20 protein-coding genes are annotated in these 21543 nt (G+C 65.5%); 11 read left to right on the top strand and 9 right to left on the bottom strand.

Features of this window, described 5'->3' with window-relative positions; translation table 11 throughout:
* The first annotated feature begins 4 nt into the window (after positions 1-4).
* The 8 genes from IE126_RS06370 to IE126_RS06335 all read left to right on the top strand — a co-directional run bounded on the left by IE126_RS06370 (position 5) and on the right by IE126_RS06335 (position 10100).
* Complete coding sequence (locus IE126_RS06370; protein WP_189380493.1) at positions 5-1375, top strand: M20/M25/M40 family metallo-hydrolase; 1371 nt, start codon at positions 5-7, stop codon at positions 1373-1375.
* 53 nt (positions 1376-1428) lie between these two features.
* Entirely contained in the window at positions 1429-1872 is a 444-nt protein-coding gene (locus IE126_RS06365) for a GNAT family N-acetyltransferase (RefSeq protein WP_189380492.1), read from the top strand.
* Positions 1873-1876: 4 nt separating this feature from the next.
* Positions 1877-2752, top strand: coding sequence for a tRNA (adenosine(37)-N6)-dimethylallyltransferase MiaA (gene miaA, locus IE126_RS06360; protein WP_189380491.1), 876 nt, complete (start codon positions 1877-1879; stop codon positions 2750-2752).
* A gap of 188 nt (positions 2753-2940) precedes the next feature.
* A complete protein-coding gene (locus IE126_RS06355; RefSeq protein ID WP_054300927.1) occupies positions 2941-3738 on the top strand; it encodes an AraC family transcriptional regulator in 798 nt (265 codons plus the stop codon).
* Between the two features lie 282 nt (positions 3739-4020).
* Positions 4021-5661, top strand: coding sequence for an ABC transporter substrate-binding protein (locus IE126_RS06350; RefSeq protein ID WP_054300928.1), 1641 nt, complete (start codon positions 4021-4023; stop codon positions 5659-5661).
* A gap of 100 nt (positions 5662-5761) precedes the next feature.
* Complete coding sequence (locus IE126_RS06345; protein WP_054300929.1) at positions 5762-6808, top strand: ABC transporter permease; 1047 nt, start codon at positions 5762-5764, stop codon at positions 6806-6808.
* Between the two features lie 12 nt (positions 6809-6820).
* A complete protein-coding gene (locus IE126_RS06340; protein ID WP_108127037.1) occupies positions 6821-8011 on the top strand; it encodes an ABC transporter permease in 1191 nt (396 codons plus the stop codon).
* Between the two features lie 4 nt (positions 8012-8015).
* Positions 8016-10100, top strand: a complete 2085-nt coding sequence (locus tag IE126_RS06335) for a dipeptide ABC transporter ATP-binding protein (RefSeq protein WP_054300931.1) — start codon at positions 8016-8018, stop codon at positions 10098-10100.
* A gap of 18 nt (positions 10101-10118) precedes the next feature.
* On the opposite strand, the gene der is transcribed toward IE126_RS06335, so the two are convergent.
* The 3 genes from der to IE126_RS06320 form a co-directional block, all read right to left on the bottom strand.
* Entirely contained in the window at positions 10119-11588 is a 1470-nt protein-coding gene (der, locus tag IE126_RS06330; protein ID WP_189380490.1) for a ribosome biogenesis GTPase Der, read from the bottom strand.
* A gap of 72 nt (positions 11589-11660) precedes the next feature.
* On the bottom strand, positions 11661-13007 hold the full coding sequence (locus IE126_RS06325; protein ID WP_229825283.1) for an outer membrane protein assembly factor BamB family protein: 1347 nt from the start codon (positions 13005-13007) through the stop codon (positions 11661-11663).
* Between the two features lie 41 nt (positions 13008-13048).
* Positions 13049-13696 (bottom strand): hypothetical protein, encoded by a 648-nt coding sequence (locus IE126_RS06320; protein ID WP_054300933.1) that lies wholly within the window; start codon positions 13694-13696, stop codon positions 13049-13051.
* Positions 13697-13900: 204 nt separating this feature from the next.
* On the opposite strand from IE126_RS06320, the gene IE126_RS06315 reads away from it, so the two are divergent.
* Entirely contained in the window at positions 13901-14821 is a 921-nt protein-coding gene (locus IE126_RS06315) for a calcium-binding protein (RefSeq protein ID WP_054300934.1), read from the top strand.
* A gap of 3 nt (positions 14822-14824) precedes the next feature.
* On the opposite strand, the gene IE126_RS06310 is transcribed toward IE126_RS06315, so the two are convergent.
* Positions 14825-16660 carry an ABCB family ABC transporter ATP-binding protein/permease gene (locus IE126_RS06310; RefSeq protein ID WP_189380489.1) on the bottom strand — a complete coding sequence of 612 codons (1836 nt, stop codon included), beginning with the start codon at positions 16658-16660 and terminating at the stop codon, positions 14825-14827.
* Positions 16661-16756: 96 nt separating this feature from the next.
* On the opposite strand from IE126_RS06310, the gene IE126_RS06305 reads away from it, so the two are divergent.
* Positions 16757-17161, top strand: a complete 405-nt coding sequence (locus IE126_RS06305; protein ID WP_082400630.1) for an ArsR/SmtB family transcription factor — start codon at positions 16757-16759, stop codon at positions 17159-17161.
* Here IE126_RS06305 and IE126_RS06300 read toward each other — a convergent pair.
* Positions 17121-18464, bottom strand: a complete 1344-nt coding sequence (locus IE126_RS06300; protein ID WP_229825280.1) for a LysM peptidoglycan-binding domain-containing protein — start codon at positions 18462-18464, stop codon at positions 17121-17123. The genes IE126_RS06305 and IE126_RS06300 overlap by 41 nt on opposite strands.
* A gap of 99 nt (positions 18465-18563) precedes the next feature.
* Between IE126_RS06300 and IE126_RS06295 the strand changes: the two genes are divergently transcribed.
* A complete protein-coding gene (locus IE126_RS06295) occupies positions 18564-19139 on the top strand; it encodes an LOG family protein (protein WP_189380488.1) in 576 nt (191 codons plus the stop codon).
* Here IE126_RS06295 and rarD read toward each other — a convergent pair.
* From rarD to IE126_RS06275, 4 genes are read right to left on the bottom strand one after another with little or no spacing between them, the layout of a single operon-like run.
* Positions 19055-19987 (bottom strand): EamA family transporter RarD, encoded by a 933-nt coding sequence (rarD, locus tag IE126_RS06290; RefSeq protein WP_189380487.1) that lies wholly within the window; start codon positions 19985-19987, stop codon positions 19055-19057. The two genes, IE126_RS06295 and rarD, sit on opposite strands and share 85 nt — an antisense overlap.
* Positions 19988-20044: 57 nt before the next feature.
* A complete protein-coding gene (locus IE126_RS06285) occupies positions 20045-20773 on the bottom strand; it encodes an RES family NAD+ phosphorylase (RefSeq protein WP_229825277.1) in 729 nt (242 codons plus the stop codon).
* On the bottom strand, positions 20743-21156 hold the full coding sequence (locus IE126_RS06280; protein WP_054301685.1) for an MbcA/ParS/Xre antitoxin family protein: 414 nt from the start codon (positions 21154-21156) through the stop codon (positions 20743-20745). Before IE126_RS06280 ends, IE126_RS06285 begins: the two co-directional genes overlap by 31 nt.
* A 57-nt stretch (positions 21157-21213) precedes the next feature.
* Positions 21214-21465: a hypothetical protein gene (locus IE126_RS06275; protein ID WP_189380486.1), complete on the bottom strand. Its 252-nt coding sequence runs from the start codon at positions 21463-21465 to the stop codon at positions 21214-21216.
* Positions 21466-21543: the final 78 nt, after the last annotated feature.

The following is a 21543-nucleotide window of genomic DNA, read 5'->3' as shown; positions in this document are numbered from 1 at the left end:
CCCCATGTCGCTCGATGCCGTGCTGAAGCGGATTGATGACGAGATTCCGGCCGCGCTCGACCGCCTGTTCGATCTGCTGCGCATCCCCTCGATCTCGACCGATCCGGCCTTCAGGGCCGATTGTGCCCGCGCCGCCGACTGGCTGGTGGACGACCTGCGCAGCCTCGGTTTCGCCGCAGCCGCCCATGCGACACCCGGTCATCCGATGGTGGTGGCGCAGGGCGGCGAAGGTGGCCCGCATCTGCTGTTTTACGGGCATTATGACGTGCAGCCCGTCGATCCGCTGAGCCTGTGGGACCGCGATCCCTTCGACCCCGAGCTTCAGGGCGGCGCGCGCGGCAAGGTGATCCGGGCGCGTGGCGCCTCGGATGACAAGGGGCAACTGATGACCTTCCTTGAGGCGCTGCGGGCCTGGAAGGCCGTGCATGGCACCCTGCCCTGTCGCCTGACGATCTTTTTGGAAGGCGAGGAGGAATCGGGTTCCCCCTCGCTCATGCCCTTCATGCGCGAACATGCCGATGCGCTGCGCTCCGATCTTGCGCTGATCTGCGATACCGGGCTGTTCCAGGATACCGCCCCCGCCATCGTCACCATGCTGCGCGGCCTTCTGGGCGAGGAGATCGTGATCCGGGCCGCCAGCAAGGATCTGCATTCCGGCATGTTCGGCGGGCTGGCGCGCAACCCGATCCATGTGCTGTCGAAGATCCTTGCCGACATGCATGACGAGACCGGCCGCATCACCATTCCCGGCTTCTACGATGGCGTCAGCGAATTGCCCGAGGCGATCCGCGCGCAATGGCAGAACCTTGCCTTCGATCATGCGAAGTTCCTGGGCGATGTGGGCCTGTCGATCCCGGCAGGTGAGCAAGACCGCACGCCGCTGGAAATGATCTGGTCACGCCCGACAGCCGAGGTGAACGGCGTCACCGGCGGCTATACCGGCGACGGCTTCAAGACCGTGCTGCCGGGCGAAGCGCGTGCCAAGGTCAGCTTCCGTCTGGTGGGGCAACAAGACCCTCTGGCGATCCGTGAAGCCTTCCGCGACTGGGTGCGTGCCCGCGTGCCTGCCGATTGCGAGGTGACGTTTGAAGGCCACGGCGCCTCGCCCGCCGGCACCATGGGCATCGACCACCCCGCCTTCGAGGCCGCGCGCGCCGCGCTGGCCGCCGAATGGGGGCGCCCGGCGTCTTACGTCGGCTGCGGCGGCTCCATCCCGATCGCCGGTTATTTCAAGACCGAACTGGGCATGGATGCCATGTTGCTGGGCTTCGGCCGCGATGATGACCAGATCCACAGCCCGAACGAGAAATATGATCTGGAATGCTTCCACAAGGGCATCCGCAGCTGGGCGCGCCTGCTGGCACGTCTGGCGTGATGCCGCCGCCGGGGCCTCACCGCCCCGGCTGCCCCAACAGAACGGACATTCACATGACCCTGACGATCCGCGACATCGCCCCCGCCGACCGCGCGGGATGGGAGGCACTCTGGTCTGCCTATCTCGCCTTCTACAAGGTCGATCTTTCCCCCGACATCACCGCCCATACCTGGACCCGGATGATGGACCCCGCCAGCCCTCTCAAGGGTCGTCTGGCGGTCGAGGGCGATCAGCCGCTCGGCTTTGCGCTGCACCATCATCACTGCTCGACCTGGGTGATGGGCGAAGATTGCTATCTGGAAGACCTGTTCGTCGCCCCCGAGGCGCGCGGCAAGGGGGTCGGCCGCGCCCTGATCGACGATCTGCGCGATCTGGCCAAGGCGCGCGGCTGGCACCGGCTTTACTGGCACACCGATGAAGGCAATGCCCGCGCCCGCGCGCTGTACGACAGCTACGCACCCTATGACGGCCATGTCCGCTACCGGATGAAGCTGTAAGCCCGTGCACGATCTGCTCGCCTCGCTGCCCGCCGACCAGCCGGTGCTGATCGCCGGGCCGACCGCCAGCGGCAAATCCGCGCTGGCGCTGGAAGTCGCGCGGGTGCAGGGCGGCGTGGTGGTGAATGCCGATGCGCTTCAGGTCTATGAGTGCTGGCGGTTGCTGACCGCCCGCCCCTCGCCTGAGGAAGAAGCGCAGGCGCCACATGCGCTTTACGGCCATATCGGGCGCGACACGCCCTATTCCGTCGGTCACTGGCTGCGCGAGGTGGCAGCAGTGCTGCACAGCGGCCAGCGCCCCATCATCGTTGGCGGCACCGGGCTTTATTTCATGGCACTGACCGAGGGGCTGGCGGAAATCCCGCCGATCCCGCCCGAGGTGCGGGCCGAAGCGGATGCCCTGCGCACCACCGATCCCGCCACTATGATCGCAACACTGGACCCCGCGACCGTGGCAAAAACCGATCTGAACAACCTCGCCCGCGTCCAGCGCGCTTGGGAGGTGCTGCGCAGCACGGGCCGCGGCCTCGCCGACTGGCAGCGCGACACGCCGCCGCCGCTTTTGCCCCGCATCGCCTGTGCCGCCTTTGTATTTCGCCCCGACCCCGACTGGCTGAACGCCCGCATCGACCTGCGCTTTGACCGGATGATGGCCGCAGGCGCGCTGGAGGAAGCCCGCGCCGAACTACCGTTCTGGGACCCCGCGCGCCCTTCGGCCCGCGCCATCGGCGCCCCAGAGCTTGTGGCTCATCTGCGGGGGGAAATGCCGCTGGAACAGGCGGTTGCGGCAGCGAAGCTGGCTTCGCGCCAATATGCCAAGCGTCAGCGCACATGGTTCCGCGCCCGGATGTCGGACTGGACGACGATCCGTCTGCCCTGACACGTTAAGAACGTCGGTTATCCACAGGGCATTGCTGACTTTTCGTCACATATAACCGGCCAGCGGCGCAAATCGGCCGCTGCTGCCATCTTTTTGCTTGGGTCTTGCGGCACAGACTGCTTATCTGGGCCGGTCATCGAGTGTTCCGTTGCCCGTGCCTGCCACCCGAACCCGAAAGACCCTGCGGAATGGACGATCTGAGCGCGCTGAAATCCCTTCGCCTTGTGGCGATTCCCCGTCTGGCCGCCGGTGGCCGCTGGCGGGTCGAGGCGATGCGCGCCTATTCCGAATCCTGCCTTCTGTGGTTCACCAAGGGCCAGGGGCGCATCACCATTGCCGGTGTGACACGCGGTTATACCGCTCATAACGCCATCTTCATTCCGCCCGGCGTCATGCATGGATTCGAGGTCGGACCGCAGGTTTTTGGCACCGCTGTGTTTTTCGGGCGCGATTGCCCGGTGCCCCTGCCGAAAGACCCACAGCACCTGCGTATCCGCGAAACCTTTGCCGCGCAGGAACTGAACGTTACGCTGGATGCGATCCTGCGCGAAATGGATGCCGACACTCCCGCCCATGACCGGGCGACACTGGCGCATCTGGGGCTTCTGGGGGTCTGGCTGGAACGCCAGATCGCCCGCGCGGCGCCGGAACAACAGAAACCCGATGCCGCAAAGCGGCTCGTTGCACGCTACACCGCGCTGCTGGAACGCGAGTTCCGCTCTGGCATGGGCGTTGCCGATTTCGCGGCAAAGCTGGGCGTGACGCCGACGCATCTGACGCGCTGCTGCAAGCTGGCCTGCGGCCGTCCGGCATCAGCCCTGCTGCACGACCGGCTGATCTTCGAGGCCCGGCGCCTGTTGTCGGAAACCGACCTGCCGGTGAACCTGATCGCGGGCAGCCTCGGCTTCACCTCGGCCGCCTATTTCACCCGCGCCTTCCAGCACCAGACCGGCAAATCCCCCACCGCCTTCCGCCGCGCGGGCTGATCCTTTCCCCGGCTGGCCACAGGGCGATTCCGTTTTAACGGAATCGTCTTGTAATTTTAAATCGCTTTTTACGCCTATTTTCCGGGATTCCGTCCATTTCCGGTAGAATTATGTCGCAAAATTGCTTTGGCTTGCCGAAAGCGGGCGTTGACGTCCGGTCCAAAAAGGGCACGATAGTCCTTGTGAAACTCCGATGTGGCCGACCGTGGCACCCGAGGGTGCGACCGGCCACATGGCTATCGCCGCATAAAGACAACCAAAATACCTGTCAGGGAGTAGAGAATGATCCATACCAAACCTATCGCCGTTCACCCCGCCGCCCCGGCCTATGCCGAGGAAGTGCGCGCGGGCAGCCTGAGCCGGCGCGAATTCCTGACCCGCACCACCGCACTGGGGGTATCCGCGACTGCGGCCTATGGTCTGCTGGGTCTGGCGGCGCCGACCCCGGCGCTGGCGCAGGAAACTCCGGTCATGGGCGGCACGCTGCGCATGAACATGGAAACCCGCGCGATGAAAGACCCGCGCACCTGGGACTGGTCGGAGCTGGCGAATTTCGGGCGCGGCTGGCTGGAATATCTGGTGCAGTACAACAGCGACGGCACCTTCGAGGGGCGCCTGCTGGAAAGCTGGACCGCCAATGACGACGCCACCGAATACACGCTGAACGTTCGCAAGGGCGTGACCTGGAATAACGGTGACGAATTCACCGCCGAGGATGTGGTTCACAATATTGACCGCTGGTGCGATGCCGGGGTCGAGGGCAATTCGATGGCCGCGCGCATGGGCGGGCTCGTCGACGAGGCCACCAAGAAGATGCGCGATGGCGCGGTGACGGCGGTCGACAGCCACACCGTCAAACTGATGCTGCCCGCACCCGACATCTCGATCATCGCGGGCTTCGCCGATTATCCGGCGGCCGTGGTTCACAAATCCTATGACAACGGCGACCCGACCGCGAACCCGATCGGCACCGGCCCCTACAAGCCCGAGGCCAACGAGGTCGGCGTCAAGCAGATCCTCGTGAAGAACACCGATCACAAATGGTGGGGCGAAGGTGCTTATCTGGACCGGATCGAGTATATCGACTACGGCACCGATCCGGCTGCCGTCGTGGCCGCCGCAGAGGCGGGCGAGATCGACGCGACTTACCGGACCGAGGGCGATTTCGTCGCCGTCTTCGACGGTCTGGGCTGGGAGAAATCCGAGGCGCTGACCGCCGGTACGCTGGCCGTGCGCTTCCACCACGCCGCCGCGCCCTATGACAATGTCGAAGTGCGCAAGGCGCTGCAACTCGCCGTCGACAACAATGTGGTGCTGGAGCTTGGCTATGCCGGTCTGGGTCAGGTGGCGGAAAACCACCACGTCTGCCCGATCCACCCGGAATACGCCCAGCTGCCGCCGCTGACCGTCGACCCGGCCAAGGCGAAAGAGAACCTCGCCGCCGCAGGCCATGCCGATACGGAATTCGAGCTCATCTCGCTGGATGACAACTGGCAGTCGGCCTCCTGCGACGCCGTGGCCGCGCAGCTGCGCGATGCCGGGATCAACGTCAAGCGGACCATCCTGCCCGGCTCGACCTTCTGGAACGACTGGCTGAAGTATCCGTTCTCGGCAACCGAATGGAACATGCGTCCGCTCGGCGTGCAGATCCTGCAACTCGCCTACAAGACGGGCGTGGCCTGGAACGAGACTGCCTTCTCCAACGCCGAATTCGACGAAAAGCTGAGCGAGGCGCTGGCGATCGCCGATGCCGACAAGCGGCGTGAGGTGATGAAGCGGCTGGAAGAGATCATGCAGGAACAGGGCGTGCTGATCCAGCCCTACTGGCGCTCGCTGTTCCGTCACATGACCGACAAGGTGCGCGGCTGCGAGATGCATCCGACCTTCGAGCATCATCACTACAAATGGTGGCTGGCGGCCTGATCGCCGGACCGGGGCGCGCCGCAATGGCGCGCCCTTCTTTCCTCATACGGGCCACCCGCCCGCGCCCTGAAGCCTGCCGCCCGGAAAGGCCCGTGCCGTCATGGCCAAATTCCTGTTTCGACGCCTGTTCACGATGATCGCCACGGCCCTGTGCCTGACCTTCATTGTGTTCTACCTGACCAACCTGCCCCCAAACCTTGAGAAGATCGCCAAATCCGAGGCCGGATCGCGGATCTCCGATGCCGAGGTGGAAAGCTGGCTGCAAAAGAACGGCTATGCGCAGCCGCTTCTGGGCCGCTACGGTGAATGGCTGGGCGTGCTGCCCGGCTGGACCGCCACCGCCGCCGATGGCAAGGTCACTGGCCGCTGCATCGCCAGAGGGGCGGACCCGGCCGCCGCGCCACGGTTCTGTGGCGTGCTGCAAGGCAACTGGGGCTGGTCCAACGTCTTCAAGGAGCCGGTATCGCAGATCATCGCCACCCGCCTGTCGCTGACCGGCTGGCTGATGCTGTCGGTCATGGCGCTGATGGTGCCGGTCGCGCTGCTGATCGGGGTGCTGGCGGGGATGCGCGAGGGATCGAAGCTTGACCGCACGCTGTCCACCTTCTCCATCGCCACCACGGCGACGCCGGAATATGTGTCTGGCGTTCTGTTCATCACCATCTTCGCGTCTTCGATGACCGGGCTGAAATGGTTCAAAGGCTCGGCCACGTCGGCGATGGATGACATCACCTTTGAAAACTTCTTTCTGCCGGTGCTGACCATCGCGCTGTACGGCATCGGCTATATCGCCCGCATGACCCGCGCCAGCATGACCGAGGTGATGACCGCGCAATATATCCGTACTGCGCTGCTGAAGGGCGTGAGCTTCCGTCAGGTCGTGCTGCGCCACGCGCTGCGCAATGCACTGATCGCGCCCTTCACGGTCATCATGCTGCAATTCCCCTGGCTCCTGAACGGTGTCGTGATCGTGGAAACCCTGTTCAACTACAAGGGCTTCGGCTGGACGCTGGTGCAGGCTGCGGGCAACAACGACATCGACCTGCTGCTGGGCTGTTCCGTGGTCGCCGTCGCCGTCGTGCTGATCACCCAGCTCATTTCCGATGTCGGCTATGCCTGGCTCAACCCCCGCATCCGGCTGTCGTGAGGAGCTGATCTGATGGACGCACTCGGCTTCACCCAGATCCTCGTGACGATGATCGGCCGCTTCTGGCCGGTCTGGATCGCGCTGGCCCTGACCTTCGCCCTTTCGATCAGCTTCAAGCGGCGGCTTGGCCTTTACGGCCGCCTGTTCGACAGCCCCATCGGCATGACCGGCTTCGCGCTGGTGATGTTCTGGGTCTTCACCGCTCTGTTCGCCAATATCGTCGCCACCCATGATCCGCTGGCGCAAATTTCCGGCATGAAGAACGCCCTGCCCGGCAGCCCGCTGAAAAACCCGGTCGAGGGCATTTATGCCCATTATCTGCTGGGCGGTGACAACCTCGCGCGCGATGTATTTTCACGCATGGTGGTCGGTGCGCGCTCGGTGCTGACCATCGCACCCGCCGCCACCGCCTTCGCCTTCATGGCGGGGATCACGCTGGGCCTGCCTGCCGGATATTTCGGCGGGCGGCTCGATACCGGGCTCAGCTTCGTGGCGAACCTCGTGCTGGCCTTCCCGGTGATCCTGATGTTCTACCTGCTGGTCACCCCGGAAATCCGCGAGACCGGGCCGCTGCTGCTGGGCTGGCGCGCCTCGATCCCCAATGTGATGGCGGCAATCCTGTTCGCCTTCCCGATCCTGTTCCTCTGCATCCTGTGGAACGCGCGTTTCTTCACCACCCCCGCGCGGCGCAACCTCTATGTCGGCATCACGCTGGTGCTGGGTCTGTGGATCTATGCGGGCCTTGCCTTCCGGGCCGACCCGTTCGGTCTCTGGATCATGGAGCCGAACCTGCTGAACGTCTTCGTCTCGGTCGTGTTCGTGAACGCTCCCACCGTGTTCCGCATCGTGCGCGGCATCACCATGGACCTGAAATCCCGCGATTACGTCGCCGCAGCCCAGACCCGCGGCGAAGGCCCGTGGTATATCATGCTGTGGGAAGTGCTGCCCAATGCGCGCGGGCCGCTGATCGTCGATTTCTGCCTGCGGATCGGCTATACCACGATCCTGCTCGGCACACTGGGCTTTTTCGGCCTTGGCGTCAGCCCCGAAAGCCCGGACTGGGGGTCCACCATCAATGCGGGGCGCAAACTTCTGTCGATCTTCCCGGTCCCCGCACTGGTCCCCGCCGTCGCCCTGATGAGCCTCGTGCTGGGTCTGAACCTGCTGGCCGACGGCCTGCGCGAAGAAAGCCTGAAGGATTGATGCGATGACACGTTCAGACTGGACCCCGGATCAACCCATCCTTGAAATCGAGAACCTCTCGATTTCCTTCTTCACGCGGCTGCGCGAAATCCCGGCGGTGATGGATTTCTCCTGCACCGTCCTGCCGGGCGAGGCGATGGGGCTGGTCGGCGAAAGCGGTTGTGGCAAGTCGACCGTTGCGCTCGCGGTCATGCGCTATCTGGGCAAGAACGGTCGCATCACCGGCGGCTCGATCCGCTTCAAGGGCCGCGACCTGACGCAGATGTCGGATGACGAACTGCGCCGGATCCGTGGCTCGGAAATCGCGATGATCTATCAGGAGCCCATGGCCTCGCTGAACCCCGCCATGCGGATCGGCGCACAACTGGCCGAGGTGCCGATGATCCATCGCGGCATGGCAAAGGCCGAGGCCTGGGCGCTGGCCCGCCAGATCGTCGCCGATGTGCGCCTGCCCGACCCCGACCGCATCCTGCAAGCCTATCCGCATCAGCTTTCGGGCGGGCAGCAGCAGCGTATCGTCATCGCCATGGCGCTGATGTCGAAACCGGCGCTGCTGATCCTTGACGAGCCGACCACGGCGCTCGATGTGACGGTAGAGGCCGGGATCGTCGATCTGGTCAAGGAACTGGCCGAAAAATACGGCACTTCCATGCTGTTCATCAGCCATAACCTTGGTCTGGTGATGGAGGTCTGCGACCGCCTGACCGTGATGTATTCCGGCGAGGCCGTGGAAACCGGCAGCGTGGCCGAGGTCTTTGACCGCATGCGCCATCCCTATACGCAGGCACTGTTCCGCTCGATCCCGCTGCCCGGCGCCGACAAGAACAGCCGTCCGCTGGTCGCCATCCCCGGCAACTTCCCCTTGCCGCATGAAAGACCGAAAGGCTGCAACTTCGGGCCGCGCTGCGATTACTTCGCGGAAGGCCGCTGCAATGCGGGCGACATCGCGATGGCCGAGGTTGGGCCCCGCCACGAAAGTCGCTGCCTGCGGGTGAACGAAATCGACTGGTCCGCGCCGCCGGTTGCCAAGGCAACGCAGGGCAAGGCCGAGATTGGCGAGGTGGTCTTGCGCATGGAAGATCTGCGCAAATATTACGAGGTCACCGGCGGCGGCGTCTTCGGTGGCGGCCCGGCCAAGGTGGTGAAGGCCAATGAAACGCTCAGCTTCGAGGCCCGCGCAGGCGAAACGCTGGCCATCGTGGGCGAATCCGGTTGCGGCAAATCCACCTTCGCCAAGGTGCTGATGGGGCTGGAAACCGCGACCAGCGGCAAGATCATGCTCTATGACCGCGACATCCAGAACACCCCCATCGAGAAACGCAACACCGATACCGTCTCGGGCGTGCAGATGGTGTTCCAGAACCCGTTCGACACGCTCAACCCCTCGATGACCGTCGGCCGCCAGATCATCCGCGCGCTGGAAATCTTTGGTCAGGGCGCGTCAGACGAAGACCGGCGCGAGCGCATGTTGCAGTTGCTGGATCTGGTGAAACTGCCGCGTGCCTTTGCCGACCGAATGCCGCGCCAGTTGTCGGGCGGGCAGAAACAGCGTGTCGGTATCGCCCGTGCCTTCGCGGGGGGCGCCAAGGTGGTGGTGGCGGATGAACCCGTCTCGGCGCTGGACGTATCGGTGCAGGCCGCCGTGACCGACCTTCTGATGGACATTCAGCGCGAGAATGGAACGACGCTGCTGTTCATCAGCCACGACCTGTCGATCGTGCGTTACCTGTCGGACCGGGTGATGGTGATGTATCTCGGCCATGTGGTTGAACTGGGCACCACCGATCAGGTGTTCCAGCCGCCCTACCACCCCTATACCGAGGCGCTGCTGTCGGCCGTGCCCATTGCCGACACCCATGTGCAGAAGAAACGCATCGTGCTGGAGGGGGATATTCCGTCGGCCATGAACCCGCCGCCGGGTTGCCCGTTCCAGACGCGCTGCCGCTGGAAATCACAGGTGCCGGGCGGGCTGTGCGAACGCGAGGTGCCGCCAGTCCGGCATCTGGCGGGCGGGCATCAGATCAAGTGCCACCTGTCGGACGAAGCCCTGACCACGATGGAGCCGGTCATCAAGATCGCCGCCGAATAGGCGGCGATCCGGGCCGGGTTAGTCTTTCTTCTTGTCCAGATGCTTGCGCAAGCGCGAGGGCGTGCCCCAGTTCTTTTTGTCACGATAGGGGTTTTTGTCACCCTGACCGCGGAACGTCACCCGGATCGGCGTGCCCGGCATATCGAAATGGTCGCGCAGACCATTGACCAGATAACGGCGATAGCTTTCGGGCATCAGATCGGGATGTGAACACATCACCACGAAGCCCGGCGGCCGGGTCTTCACCTGCGTCATGTAGCGCAGCTTGATGCGCTTGCCACCCGGTGCCGGCGGCGGATGCGCCTCGGTCATGGCGCCCAGCCACGAGTTCAGCCGCGCGGTGGTGATCCGGCGGTTCCAGACGTCATGCGCCTTCAGGATCGCGGCATGCAGCCGGTCCAGCCCGCGGCCGGTCTTGGCCGAAACCGTGACCAGCGGCGCCCCCCGCAGCTGCGGCAGCAGGCGGTCGAACATCTCTTTCAGCTCAGCCAGCTTTTCCTGCTTTTCGCCTTCCAGATCCCATTTGTTGACCGCCACCACGACGGCGCGACCCTCGGTTTCCGCGAAATCGGCGATGCGCAGATCCTGTTGCTCGAACGGGATTTCCACATCCAGCAGCACCACCACAACCTCGGCAAAGCGCACGGCGCGCAGCCCGTCGGCCACAGACAGCTTTTCGACCTTGTCAACGACCTTGGCCTTCTTGCGCATGCCCGCCGTATCGAAGATGCGCGTCGGCGTACCCATCCACTCGCTCCGCACGGAAATCGCATCGCGGGTGATCCCGGCCTCCGGCCCGGTGAGCAGGCGGTCCTCGCCGATGATCTTGTTGATCAGCGTCGATTTGCCCGCATTCGGGCGCCCGATGACCGCGATCTGAAGCGGGTGGCGCGCGGTCGGCTTGTGGGCGTCTTCATCTGCCTCAAGCTCTGCCTCGTCTTCCGATACATCGACATCGACGATGGGCGCATCCTGCGCGGCGCGTTCTTCGAACTCTTCGCTGACCGGACGCAGGATGTGATAAAGATCTTCCATCCCCTCGCCATGCTCGGCAGAAAGCCGCACCGGCTCGCCCAGGCCAAGGCTGAACGCCTCCAGCGCGCCCGCATCGCCCGCCTTGCCCTCGGCCTTGTTCACGCCAAGGATGACGCGGGCATTCTTGCGGCGCAGGATGTCGGCAAACACCTCGTCGGACGGTGTGACCCCCACCCGCCCGTCGATCAGGAACAGGCAGACATCGGCCAGTTCCACCGCCCGTTCGGTCAGCCGCCGCATGCGGCCTTGCAGGCTGTCATCCGTCACCTCCTCCAGACCGGCTGTGTCAATCACGGTAAAGCGCAGGTCAAACAGCCGCGCATCGCCTTCGCGCAGGTCGCGGGTGACGCCGGGCTGGTCATCGACCAGCGCCAGCTTCTTGCCGACGAGACGGTTGAACAGGGTCGATTTACCCACATTCGGGCGGCCGACAATGGCGAGCGTAAAGGTCATCCTGCCCTCCGGGGGCGTGTCACGGGCAAGGCCCGGTTGAAACCGAAGAGGGGCCGATACACCGGATCGGCGTCAACGGAAAGCGTGAAGTTGCCCGTTGCCCCCGACGACGAACAGCATTCCCCCCGCCAGCGCGGGCTGAGCCGCCGCCCCGCCGGGGATCGGTGCGGTGGCAACCAGCGTGCCGTCAGTGGGTGAAAACAGTCGCAGCAGCCCGTCGCCCGAGGCAACGGCGATGCGCCCGCCCGCCAGCACCGGCCCGTAATGCGCGGTGATGGCCTTTTGCTTGCGCGGGTTTTCCTTGTCGAAATAGGGCATCGGAACCGACCACAGGATATCCCCTGTCGCGGCTTCCAGACGCACCAGTTGCGCCTCGTCATTCACGAGGAACAGCGAACCGCCCGCCACGACCACCGGCCCCAGCGCGCCCTCGGGCGCCGTCCATTTGGTTTCGCCCGAAGCGGCATCCAGCGCATAGGTCCGCCCGGCGGCATTGCCGACATAGACGGTCTGTCCCGAAATCACCGGATCGCCGGTGATGTCGGTGACGATGCCATAGGCGCGGCCAAGACGCTGGCCGACCACGGCGGCGCCCCAGGTCTTGATCCCCGCATCCTTCAGCACCGCGATCATCTCGCCCGAGACGGTCGGCACCAGAACGGTGCGGTCGGCGATGGCAGGGCCTGCGGTGCCCGTCATGCCGGTCACCCCCGGCGTGCCCGGCACTTCCCAGCGCACCTTGCCGTCGGAAACCGTCACAGCCCAGGCGGCACTGTCGCGGCCCGCCACATAGACGGTATCGCCGTCCACAGCCGGGGCACCCGCCACGGCGGCACCAAGGCGCTGGCGCCAGATCACACGGCCAGTGCCCGCATCAACCGAAATCAGCTCGCCATAGCTGGTGGCGATGAACACGCGGCCATTGCCATAGGCCAGACCGCCGCCCGAAATCTCGCTCGCGCGGTCGCCTTCGGGCGTCAGATCGGTGGTCCAGACCGGCGCCCCGCCCAGCGAGGTCGCCTGCAACCCCATGCGGGAATCCAGCGTATAGACCTTGCCGCCGCCAATCACCGGCGCGGCCGAGATGCGGTTGCGCCGGCTGTTGGCCTTGCCGATATTCGCCGACCACACCAGTTGCGGCGCGGCGCTCAGCGCGCCATGCGGCGCAAGGTGGCGGGCATTGCCCCCCCGGTGCGACCATTCCGCATTCGCCTGTGCGGCGGGCAACGCGATCGGCACCGATCTGTTGGCGATCTTGCCCGAGGTATCGACCGGATTGGGCCGCTCCGCCGTCGGGATGCTGGCCTCCAGATCGGCGCGGGTGCCAAAGCGCTCGCCCGGCAGGATCACCTCTTTCTCGCAGGCGGCAAGCAGCGCAACGAGGGCAAGGCCGGAGACGGCGGGTCTGATGAAGGTCACGGAGTCTCTCCCGTTGCAACGTCTTGGCTTGCGGGCGCAGGTCAGCCCTGCGCCGGATCGCCCCCGAGGGCCACAATCATCTGCGAGGCGCGGTTGCGCAAGCCCCCCGGCGCCTCCTGATCCTGCGTCAGCGCGCGCAGGGCGGTGATCGCCTCATCCTTGCGGCCTTCCTCGATCAGCAGATAGGCAAGCTGTTCCGCCGCCATGGTCCGGTAAGGACGGCCCGGCTGGGCCAGCGGTTCCAGCGCGGCGCGGCGATCCGCCAGCGGTGCCTCGGCGCCTTGCAGGATCACGCGGCGCAGCACGGCGAGATCGCGCCAGACCGGCGGCAGCGTTGCATCCGCCTCGACCGCAGCCAGCGCCTGCAATGCACCCGCCCGGTCCTTGACCGGATCGGAGGACAGCAGCAGACCCTTCAGCGCCACCTGGTCGCCCTTTGCCTCGACGGCAGAAAGCGCGGCAATCCGCGCCTCGGGCGTATCAGCATCCAGCGCGCCCAGCAGCGCATCGCCAAAGGCGCGGGCCTGCGACTGCGCGCGGGCCTTCTGCCATTCGGTCCAGGCCGCACCGCCAACGATCAGCAAGACCAGCAGGACACCGATCCAGCCGTATTTGCGGAACATCGCGAACAGCTTGTCGCGGCGAACCTCTTCGGTCACCTCGTCAATGAAGCTTTCGGGGTTGCTCAATGGGTCTCTCCCGGAATTTTCCCTGTCTTACACGCAAGGAAGCGGATTTGCCAAGCCCCGCGCCGGGATCGGTGCCCGCGGGCAGACCACCCGCCCCCCGGTTTCCGGCCTGACCCCAAACCGTGCCGGTTTCGCCAATAATTGACCACAATCCCCGGCAATTGTCGGCCCAAGTGAAATTAGCCTGCCCAGCGGAGTGCGGCCATGGACGTGTATATGGCAATGTATGTCGGTCTCTTCATGCTCTTTCTGGGCTATGAAGCCGATTGGTTTGGCAGCTCCAGCGGCTCGGATGACGAGGCGCCGGAACCCGACCCGGATACCGAAAACCCGCTGTATATCGCTGATGATTACACCGACGAGGTTCAGGGCACCGCAGAGGATGACAATCTGAGCGCGGACGAGCAGGAATCGCTCGCCTGGTTCCTGAATGCGGGCAATGACACGCTCGATGCCTCGACGGGCAATGACTATGCCAATGCCGGTGCAGGCGACGATCATCTGATGATGCGTGAGGGCGATGACATTGCCATCGGCGGCGAGGGCAATGACACGATTGATGCCGGGATCGGACATGACATCGTGCTGGGCGGCCTGGGCAATGATTACATCCACGGCAACGGCGGACAGGATTCGCTGGCTGGTCAGGAAGGAGACGACACCGTTCTGGGCGGCACCGGCTCTGACGAGGTTTATGGCGGCGAAGGCAATGATTACCTGTCCGGCAAGGACTTCGACTCCAGCCAGAACGGCCATGCCACGATGATCGACGGCTTCGATTCGCTGTTCGGCGGCGCGGGCAACGATACGCTGCTGATGGGTGCGGGTGATCAGGGCACCGGCGGCGAGGGGGATGACCTGTTCCAGCTCGACAATCGCGAGGATGGCTTCGGACAGATTTCGCAGGTGCATGACTTCGGCTCGGGTGATCAGATCGAACTGCTCTATCGCCCCGAATACGACACTGACGGCAACGAGGTCGCCCCGAACATCTCGGTCACCGCCAATGACGAGGGAACTGCGGGCATCATCCGCTTCAACGATGTGGTGGTGGCCGAGGTGATCGGTGGCCAGCATCTGACCACCGACGATCTTGTCCTGAAACCGGAATCCGAAGACGCCTGAGCCTCAGGCGGCTTCGGCCTCCTCCTCGGCGGCCTGCCGCGCCCACATGGCAGCATAGCGGCCGCCCCGCGCCAGCAGCGCCTCATGCGTGCCTTCCTCGATCACACGGCCCGCTTCCAGCACGACGATACGGTCGCTGTCCGCGATGGTGGACAGCCGGTGTGCGATGGTGATGACCGTGCGCCCCTGCCCCATTTCATGCAGGCTTTGCTGGATGTCGCTTTCGGTCTGGGTATCCAGCGCCGAGGTCGCCTCGTCCAGCAGCAGGATCGGCGGGTTCTTCAGCAGGGTGCGGGCAATGCCCACGCGCTGTTTTTCCCCGCCCGACAGCTTCAGCCCGCGTTCCCCCACCGTGGTGTCATAGCCATCGGGCAGCGACAGGATGAAATCGTGGATCTTCGCGGCCCGGGCGGCAGCCTCCACCTCGGCCCGGCTGGCCTCGGGGCGGCCATAGGCGATGTTGTAATAGATCGTATCGTTGAACAGCACAGTATCCTGCGGCACCACACCGATGGCGGCGTGCAGGCTGTCCTGCGTGATGTCACGCAGGTCCTGCCCGTCAATCGTTACCCGCCCGCCAGTCACGTCGTAGAAGCGGAACAGCAGCCGCCCGATGGTGGATTTACCCGACCCCGACGGCCCGACCAGCGCGATGGTCTGCCCGGCCGGAATGTCGATATCGACGCCTTTCAGGATCGGCCGCTCGCTGTCATAGGCGAATTGAACGCCCTCAAACCGGACATGCCCGCCCGCGACCGCCAGCGGCGTCGCCTGCGGCGCATCCACGATCTCGGCCGGTTGCGCCAGCAGGCCGAACATCTGCCCCATATCGACCAGCGCCTGCCGGATCTCGCGGTAGACCGTGCCAAGGAAGTTCAGCGGCATGGTGATCTGGATCATGTAGGCGTTGACCATGACGAAATCGCCCACCGTCAGCAACTTAGCCTGCACCCCCATCGCCGCCATCACCATCACCGCCACCAGCCCGGTGGTGATGATCAGCGACTGCCCGGCATTCAGGAAGCTGAGCGATTGCCCGGTCTTCACCGCGGCTGTTTCATACCCCTCCATCGCGCTGTCATAGCGCGCGGCCTCGCGCTTCGCGGCACCGAAATAGCGCACCGTTTCGAAGTTCAGAAGCGAGTCGATGGCCTTCTGATTGGCGTCATTGTCCTGATCATTCATCTTGCGACGGATCTGCACCCGCCATTCGGTGACCTTGAAAGTGAAAGCGACGTAAAGCGCCACGGTCACGATAACCACGGCCATATATTGCCAGCCAAAGGCGACCCAGAAGATCACCGCCACCATGCTCAGTTCCAGGATCAGCGGCCCGATGGAAAACAGCATGAAGCGCAGCAGGAAATCGACGCCCTTCACCCCGCGCTCGATGATCCGGCTCAGACCGCCGGTCTTGCGCGTGATGTGATAGCGCAGCGACAGCGCGTGGATATGGGTGAAGGTCTCCAGCGCCAGCTTGCGCAGCGCGCGCTGACCGACCTTGACGAATACCGCGTCGCGCAATTCGCCAAAGACCACCGCACCAAAGCGGGCAAGGCCATAGGCCACCGTCATTCCCACCGCCGTCAGCCCGACCAGCAGCGCGGGCGGCGGTGCGTCACCTGCCAGCGCATCCACCGCCGCCTTATAGAAGAACGGGGTCGAGACAGAGATGATCTTGGCGACAAACAGCATCACCATGGCGATGACCACGCGCTGTTTCACCCACGGCTCATTGTCGGGCCAAAGGTAGGGCGCTACGCGGCGCAGGGTGGTCCAGCCCGAAGTCGAGGGCGTCTCGGCATCGCTGGAGGTCAGGGAATCGGAGGGTCGGCGCATCGTAAATCCTTGCCCGTGCGGCCTGCCCTGATGGTTGATCGGGCGGCCCTGACGGGCTATGCAGGGTGAATTCAACGTTTCACGAGTAGTTGAAGGATGGAGCGAAGTAAAGTCCTCTCGGCCCTGTCAGCGCTGGCGCATGAAAGCCGGCTGGACCTCGTGCGCCTTCTGGTGCCACGCGGCGACGAGGGCATGGCGGCGGGTGACATCGCACGCACGCTGGGACTTTCGGCCTCGCGCCTGTCCTTCCATCTGTCGGCGCTGGAACAGGCCGGGCTGATCCGCTCGCGCCGGGTGTCGCGCAATGTGATCTACAGCGCCGACCTGTCAGGGATCGGCGGGGCGATTTCCTATCTGCTGGCCGATTGCTGCATGGATCATCCGCAGGTTCTGGCCTGCTGCGGCGCCTCGGCCCGCCATGCGCTGCATCGCGTGGCCGAAGGGGACGCCGCGCCCCGGATCACTGATCCGGAATCAGGAACACCTGACCCGGATAGATAAGGTCCGGGTTGCGGATCTGATCCTTGTTGGCATCGAAGACCTTCACATACAGCACGCCGTCGCCAAAATTTTCGCGCGCGATGCGCCACAGCGTGAAGCCCGGCTGCACCGTTACGCTGACCGGCCGCAGCGGCGCGGTCTCTGCCCCGGTCGCGGCCGGAGCCTCGGGCGTGGCAGTGGCCACGGGCTCGGGCGCGGGTTGCGGCGCGGCGGCGTCGTTCCCGGCCGGGGCCGGAGCTTCCGGCTGCGCCAGCGCGGTGACCGTCGCCGGAACCTTTGCCGGGCCCTGTGCTGCTGGCGCGGGGCTGCCTGCGCCAGGCGGGACCGTGCGCACGGCGCGCGGCTTCATCGCGGCGGCCAAAGCCTCGGGCGCCTCTCGCAGGAAGGGCGTTTCGGATCGCGCCGTCACCTTGCCGTCACCGCCAACCTGATCGGCCCGCAGGGTGTAAAGCCGGGGCGCCACGCCCTGCAACTTTGTCACCCAGCCGCCGGTCGCGCCAACCGGGGCCTCACCGGCCAGCGCATTGTCGAGGTAAAGCCGCACCAGCGCCCCCGGCGTGCCGGAGCCTGCAAGCTGCACCGCGCCATCCGGCGTATAGGTAATGGCCGCAATGGTGACGCCTGATCCGGCGCCCGCCCCCTGCAAGACCTGCGCCCCACTGTCATCCACCAGAATCGCCGTCGGCGCCACGGCGGTTGCAGTTGCCTCGCTGGCCACGACCGGAGCTTCAGTCGGGGTTGCAGCGGGTGCGGCACTTTCCGGCTCTGCCGGAGCGGCAGCCGCCACGGCCTCGGGTGCCGCGACCGGCGCAACCGCCACCGATTGCTGCGACGGCAGTTCTCCCGCCTCCCCATGCGCCAGCAACGTCATCAGACGCGGATCAGCCGAAGGCGGCAAGTCGAACAGCGCCACGAAATTGCCGGTGGCATCGGCATCGGCCCGCGCCACTTCGGCCCCGTCCACCAGAATGGCGACCGAGGCTCCCGGCTCTGCCCGCCCTGCAACCACTGCCGCGCCTTCAGGCGTGATGCGCAACGTATCGAAAGCAGGCGGTTCAACCACCGCCACCGGCGCGGCCTCAGCAGGAGCAGCCGCCGCTCCGGGCGCCGCCTCCGGTGTGGCCGGGGCGGCGCTTTCCGCAGGTGCAGCCTGTGGTGCCGCAGCGGGTGCTTCGCTGACCAATGCCGCCGGCGCCACCGGCGCCGCCGGGCGTTGCGCATACCACAGGATCGCCCCTACGGCGACCGCCCCCGCGGCCAGCCCGGCCACCATGGCCGGGTTCAGCCCTTGCTTGTCGGACATCCCTTATCCCCTTCCCGGCGCAGGTTGTTCCGGCGCCGCTTCCTTTCGCTCAGGAACCCCGATACACGGTCAAAAGGCAACAGTTTTCCGAGGTCCGCGATGCCCAGCACCCCTTCCGTCTGTGTCTTTTGCGGCTCGCGCCCCGGCCGGAACCCGGCCCATGCCGAGGCTGCGCGTGCCACCGGCGCGATGCTGGCGGCCGAGGGCTGGCGGCTGGTCTATGGTGCGGGGGATGTGGGCCTGATGGGCGAGGTCGCGCGCGCCGCACAGGCGGCGGGCGCCATGACACTGGGTGTGATCCCGACCCATCTGATGAAACGCGAAGTCGGCAAGCGCGACCTGACACAGCTGGTGATTACCGAGAACATGCATGAGCGTAAGAAGGTAATGTTCATGAACTCCGATGCCATCGTGGTGCTGCCGGGCGGTGCCGGATCGCTGGACGAGTTTTTCGAGGTGCTGACCTGGGCGCAGATCGGGCTGCACCGCAAGCCGATCTTCCTGTTGGATGTGGCGGGCTACTGGCAGCCGCTGGTGGCGCTTGTCGATCACACGATTGCCGAGGGCTTTGCAGACCCCGGCCTGCGCGATCACTTCGCTGCTGTGGCCGACGTGCCCGCGCTGACCGCCGCCCTGCGCACCGCCCTGTCCCGACGGAACCCCTCCAGCGTGTAAAGCGCGAGGCCTGCCCAGATCAGCCCGAAGGCGATGGCATGCCAGCGCCCGAAAGGCTCGGCGAAGATCAGCGTTGCGGTCAGGAATTGCAGCGTGGGGTTGATGTACTGGATCAGCCCGACCGTCGCCAGCCGCACCCGCGCGGTGGCATAGGTGAACAGCATGAGCGGACTCGCGGTCAGCGTACCGGACAGCACCAGAAGCCCCGCCGTTCCCGCCGAATCGAGGAAATGCCCGTGCCCCGCCTCCGGGCCGTTCCCGGTGGCAATGATCGCCAGCCAGATCAGCGACAGCGGCGCCAGCACCAGAACTTCGGCCGTGACCGAAGGCACCGGCGGCGCGGCCAGCCGTTTCTTCAGCAGCCCGTAAAGCCCGAAGCTGGAGGCGATGGCCAGCGCGATCCAGGGCGCGACGCCAAGCCCCCAGGTCAGCACACCCACCGCCCCCACCGCCAGCGCGACTGCAACGCCCTGCCCCGGTGTCAGCCGCTCGCCAAAGGCCAGCACACCCAGGGCCACGGCCACCAGCGGGAAGATGTAATACCCCAGCGCCGCCTCGATCACATGGCCCGCCTGCACCGAGAAAATGAACAGGAACCAGTTGAACGAGATCAGCCCCGCCGCCAGCGCGACCATGGCCAGCCGCCTGCCCCGCAGCAGGGGCCGAAGCGCCGCCAGCCGCCCGGTCGCGGCCAGAAGCCCCAGAAAGATCACCGCCGACCAGAGCGTGCGATGGGCCAGAACTTCCAGCGGCGGCACCTGCGTCAGCAGCTTGTAGTAAAGCGGCGTGGTGCCCCACAGGATGCAGGCCAGCACCATGGCCAGAATTCCCTTGTGCTGTTCCGTCATGCCGCCTCTCCCGTCGCTGCCGCCCTTTCTGGCGCAAGCCGGGGCGAAGCGGAAGGGCTATCCCGTCTCGGCTACCTGAAGGATGGTGCCGGTATCATGGCGGCGGATGTAATCGACCCGCGTGCCGTTCCAGTGATAGCTGTAATGCGGCCCCTGCAACGGGATCGCCACGACATCGGGCCAGAACAGACCGAGACAAAGCCCCTCCGGGTAACGGACGCTGGTCCAGACCAGCCCGTCACTGCCGGCCGCGCGCAGGCTGGCCCCCGCCTGCTGCGAGGCGCCATAATCCGAAACATGCCGCGCGCCCGGCACCGCATCCATATCATGCAGATCACGGTCAACCCTGCCGATCAGCGCGCGGAAATCAGCGGTCCATCCCTCCGGCTCGGCTGTGGCCGACATGAAGCGGCTGTGATGATGGATGGTCTCGGCCAGCGCCACTTCCTCACGGTCCCCGGCATAGTAAATGCCATAGCTGCCATCGGTGAACCGCCCCGGCCGCGCGATGGAACAATGCACGAAGGGCGCCATGACGAGGCTTGCCCCCGGCCCCGCGACCCGGCGCGCGGGCGGCACCTTGCCCAGATCACCGATTTCATTGCGGATGCGCGGGTTGGTCTTGGCCTCCACCGCCGCCAGCGCCTCCCAGTCGCGGGGGTCGGCAATGTCCTCGAACAGATCAACCGGCGGATAGATCGAGCGGATGATGCGCCAGGTCTGCGGCCAGTCCACCCGACGCAGGACAGCGCCGCTCACCATGCGCCGCGCTCGGCGTCCAGCCATTCACGCATCAGCGCCAGATCCGACAATTCCCCGCGCAGCATGAGATCAAGCGCCGACAGGCCGTCGAAAGCCGCGTTCGGCTTGCGCAGCCAGGCGTAGCCGCGCGCGGGGTCGCGGAACAGGTAACGCAGACCTTTATGAATACCCATCAGATGCGCCATCCGCATCCGCAGATCACGGTCGATCCGCCCGGCCTCGCCCTCTTTCCAGCGCGCCCAGGTGCGGGCCGCCATGCCGCCCAGCAGCACCCGCGCCTCGGCATCCGAAAGGGCCCATGCCCGGAACAGGTTGACCGTGGCACGGGCCAGCGCACCTGCCTCGGCCTCGGTAATGACCGGCGAGTCGCTTCGCGCCGGGGTGGTGGTGATCGGTTGAAGCTGCATCGCATCCTCCATCTGGCATAGATATAGCATCTATTTGCCAAATGGCAACGGATGCGATCAGGCCAGCATCGGCGCCGGGCCGCGGCAGAGCAGCGTCACGCAGGTTTCCGCGCCGCGCATCTCGATCCGCGCCAGTTCCAGCGGGCGGCGATCCAGCGCGCCGCCGTAAACCTCGATGGTGCCCGCGCCGTGGAACGCCGCATCCAGCAGCGACAGCATCGCCCCCCCCTGCAACACCGCCTCCACGCCACCCGCCACCGCCTTCATGCGCAGCGGATTGACCTGCCGGTTGCCGATGATGAGCTGCATAAGCGAATCCCCCTGCCTGCCGCGCCCGGTTTTTCCGGGCCGTTGACAAAGGCTTAGGCGGATTCGGGGGTTTGAGTC

It is taken from the genome of Gemmobacter nanjingensis, assembly GCF_014652195.1.
GTDB lineage: Bacteria > Pseudomonadota > Alphaproteobacteria > Rhodobacterales > Rhodobacteraceae > Gemmobacter > Gemmobacter caeni.
This window is presented reverse-complemented; position numbering and strand designations above follow the sequence as displayed.

Excerpts from the sequence above, each read along its gene's own strand:
- IE126_RS06315 (WP_054300934.1), top strand. The coding sequence starts at position 13,901 with ATGGACGTGTATATGGCAATGTATGTCGGTCTCTTCATGCTCTTTCTG.
- IE126_RS06335 (WP_054300931.1), top strand. The coding sequence starts at position 8,016 with ATGACACGTTCAGACTGGACCCCGGATCAACCCATCCTTGAAATCGAG.
- IE126_RS06280 (WP_054301685.1), bottom strand. The coding sequence starts at position 21,156 with ATGCAGCTTCAACCGATCACCACCACCCCGGCGCGAAGCGACTCGCCG.
- rarD (WP_189380487.1), bottom strand. The coding sequence starts at position 19,987 with ATGACGGAACAGCACAAGGGAATTCTGGCCATGGTGCTGGCCTGCATC.
- IE126_RS06370 (WP_189380493.1), top strand. The coding sequence starts at position 5 with ATGTCGCTCGATGCCGTGCTGAAGCGGATTGATGACGAGATTCCGGCC.
- IE126_RS06345 (WP_054300929.1), top strand. The coding sequence starts at position 5,762 with ATGGCCAAATTCCTGTTTCGACGCCTGTTCACGATGATCGCCACGGCC.
- IE126_RS06300 (WP_229825280.1), bottom strand. The coding sequence starts at position 18,464 with ATGTCCGACAAGCAAGGGCTGAACCCGGCCATGGTGGCCGGGCTGGCC.
- IE126_RS06305 (WP_082400630.1), top strand. The coding sequence starts at position 16,757 with ATGGAGCGAAGTAAAGTCCTCTCGGCCCTGTCAGCGCTGGCGCATGAA.
- IE126_RS06275 (WP_189380486.1), bottom strand. The coding sequence starts at position 21,465 with ATGCAGCTCATCATCGGCAACCGGCAGGTCAATCCGCTGCGCATGAAG.
- IE126_RS06365 (WP_189380492.1), top strand. The coding sequence starts at position 1,429 with ATGACCCTGACGATCCGCGACATCGCCCCCGCCGACCGCGCGGGATGG.
- IE126_RS06295 (WP_189380488.1), top strand. The coding sequence starts at position 18,564 with ATGCCCAGCACCCCTTCCGTCTGTGTCTTTTGCGGCTCGCGCCCCGGC.
- der (WP_189380490.1), bottom strand. The coding sequence starts at position 11,588 with ATGACCTTTACGCTCGCCATTGTCGGCCGCCCGAATGTGGGTAAATCG.
- IE126_RS06340 (WP_108127037.1), top strand. The coding sequence starts at position 6,821 with ATGGACGCACTCGGCTTCACCCAGATCCTCGTGACGATGATCGGCCGC.
- IE126_RS06285 (WP_229825277.1), bottom strand. The coding sequence starts at position 20,773 with ATGGCTGGACGCCGAGCGCGGCGCATGGTGAGCGGCGCTGTCCTGCGT.
- IE126_RS06355 (WP_054300927.1), top strand. The coding sequence starts at position 2,941 with ATGGACGATCTGAGCGCGCTGAAATCCCTTCGCCTTGTGGCGATTCCC.
- IE126_RS06310 (WP_189380489.1), bottom strand. The coding sequence starts at position 16,660 with ATGCGCCGACCCTCCGATTCCCTGACCTCCAGCGATGCCGAGACGCCC.
- IE126_RS06350 (WP_054300928.1), top strand. The coding sequence starts at position 4,021 with ATGATCCATACCAAACCTATCGCCGTTCACCCCGCCGCCCCGGCCTAT.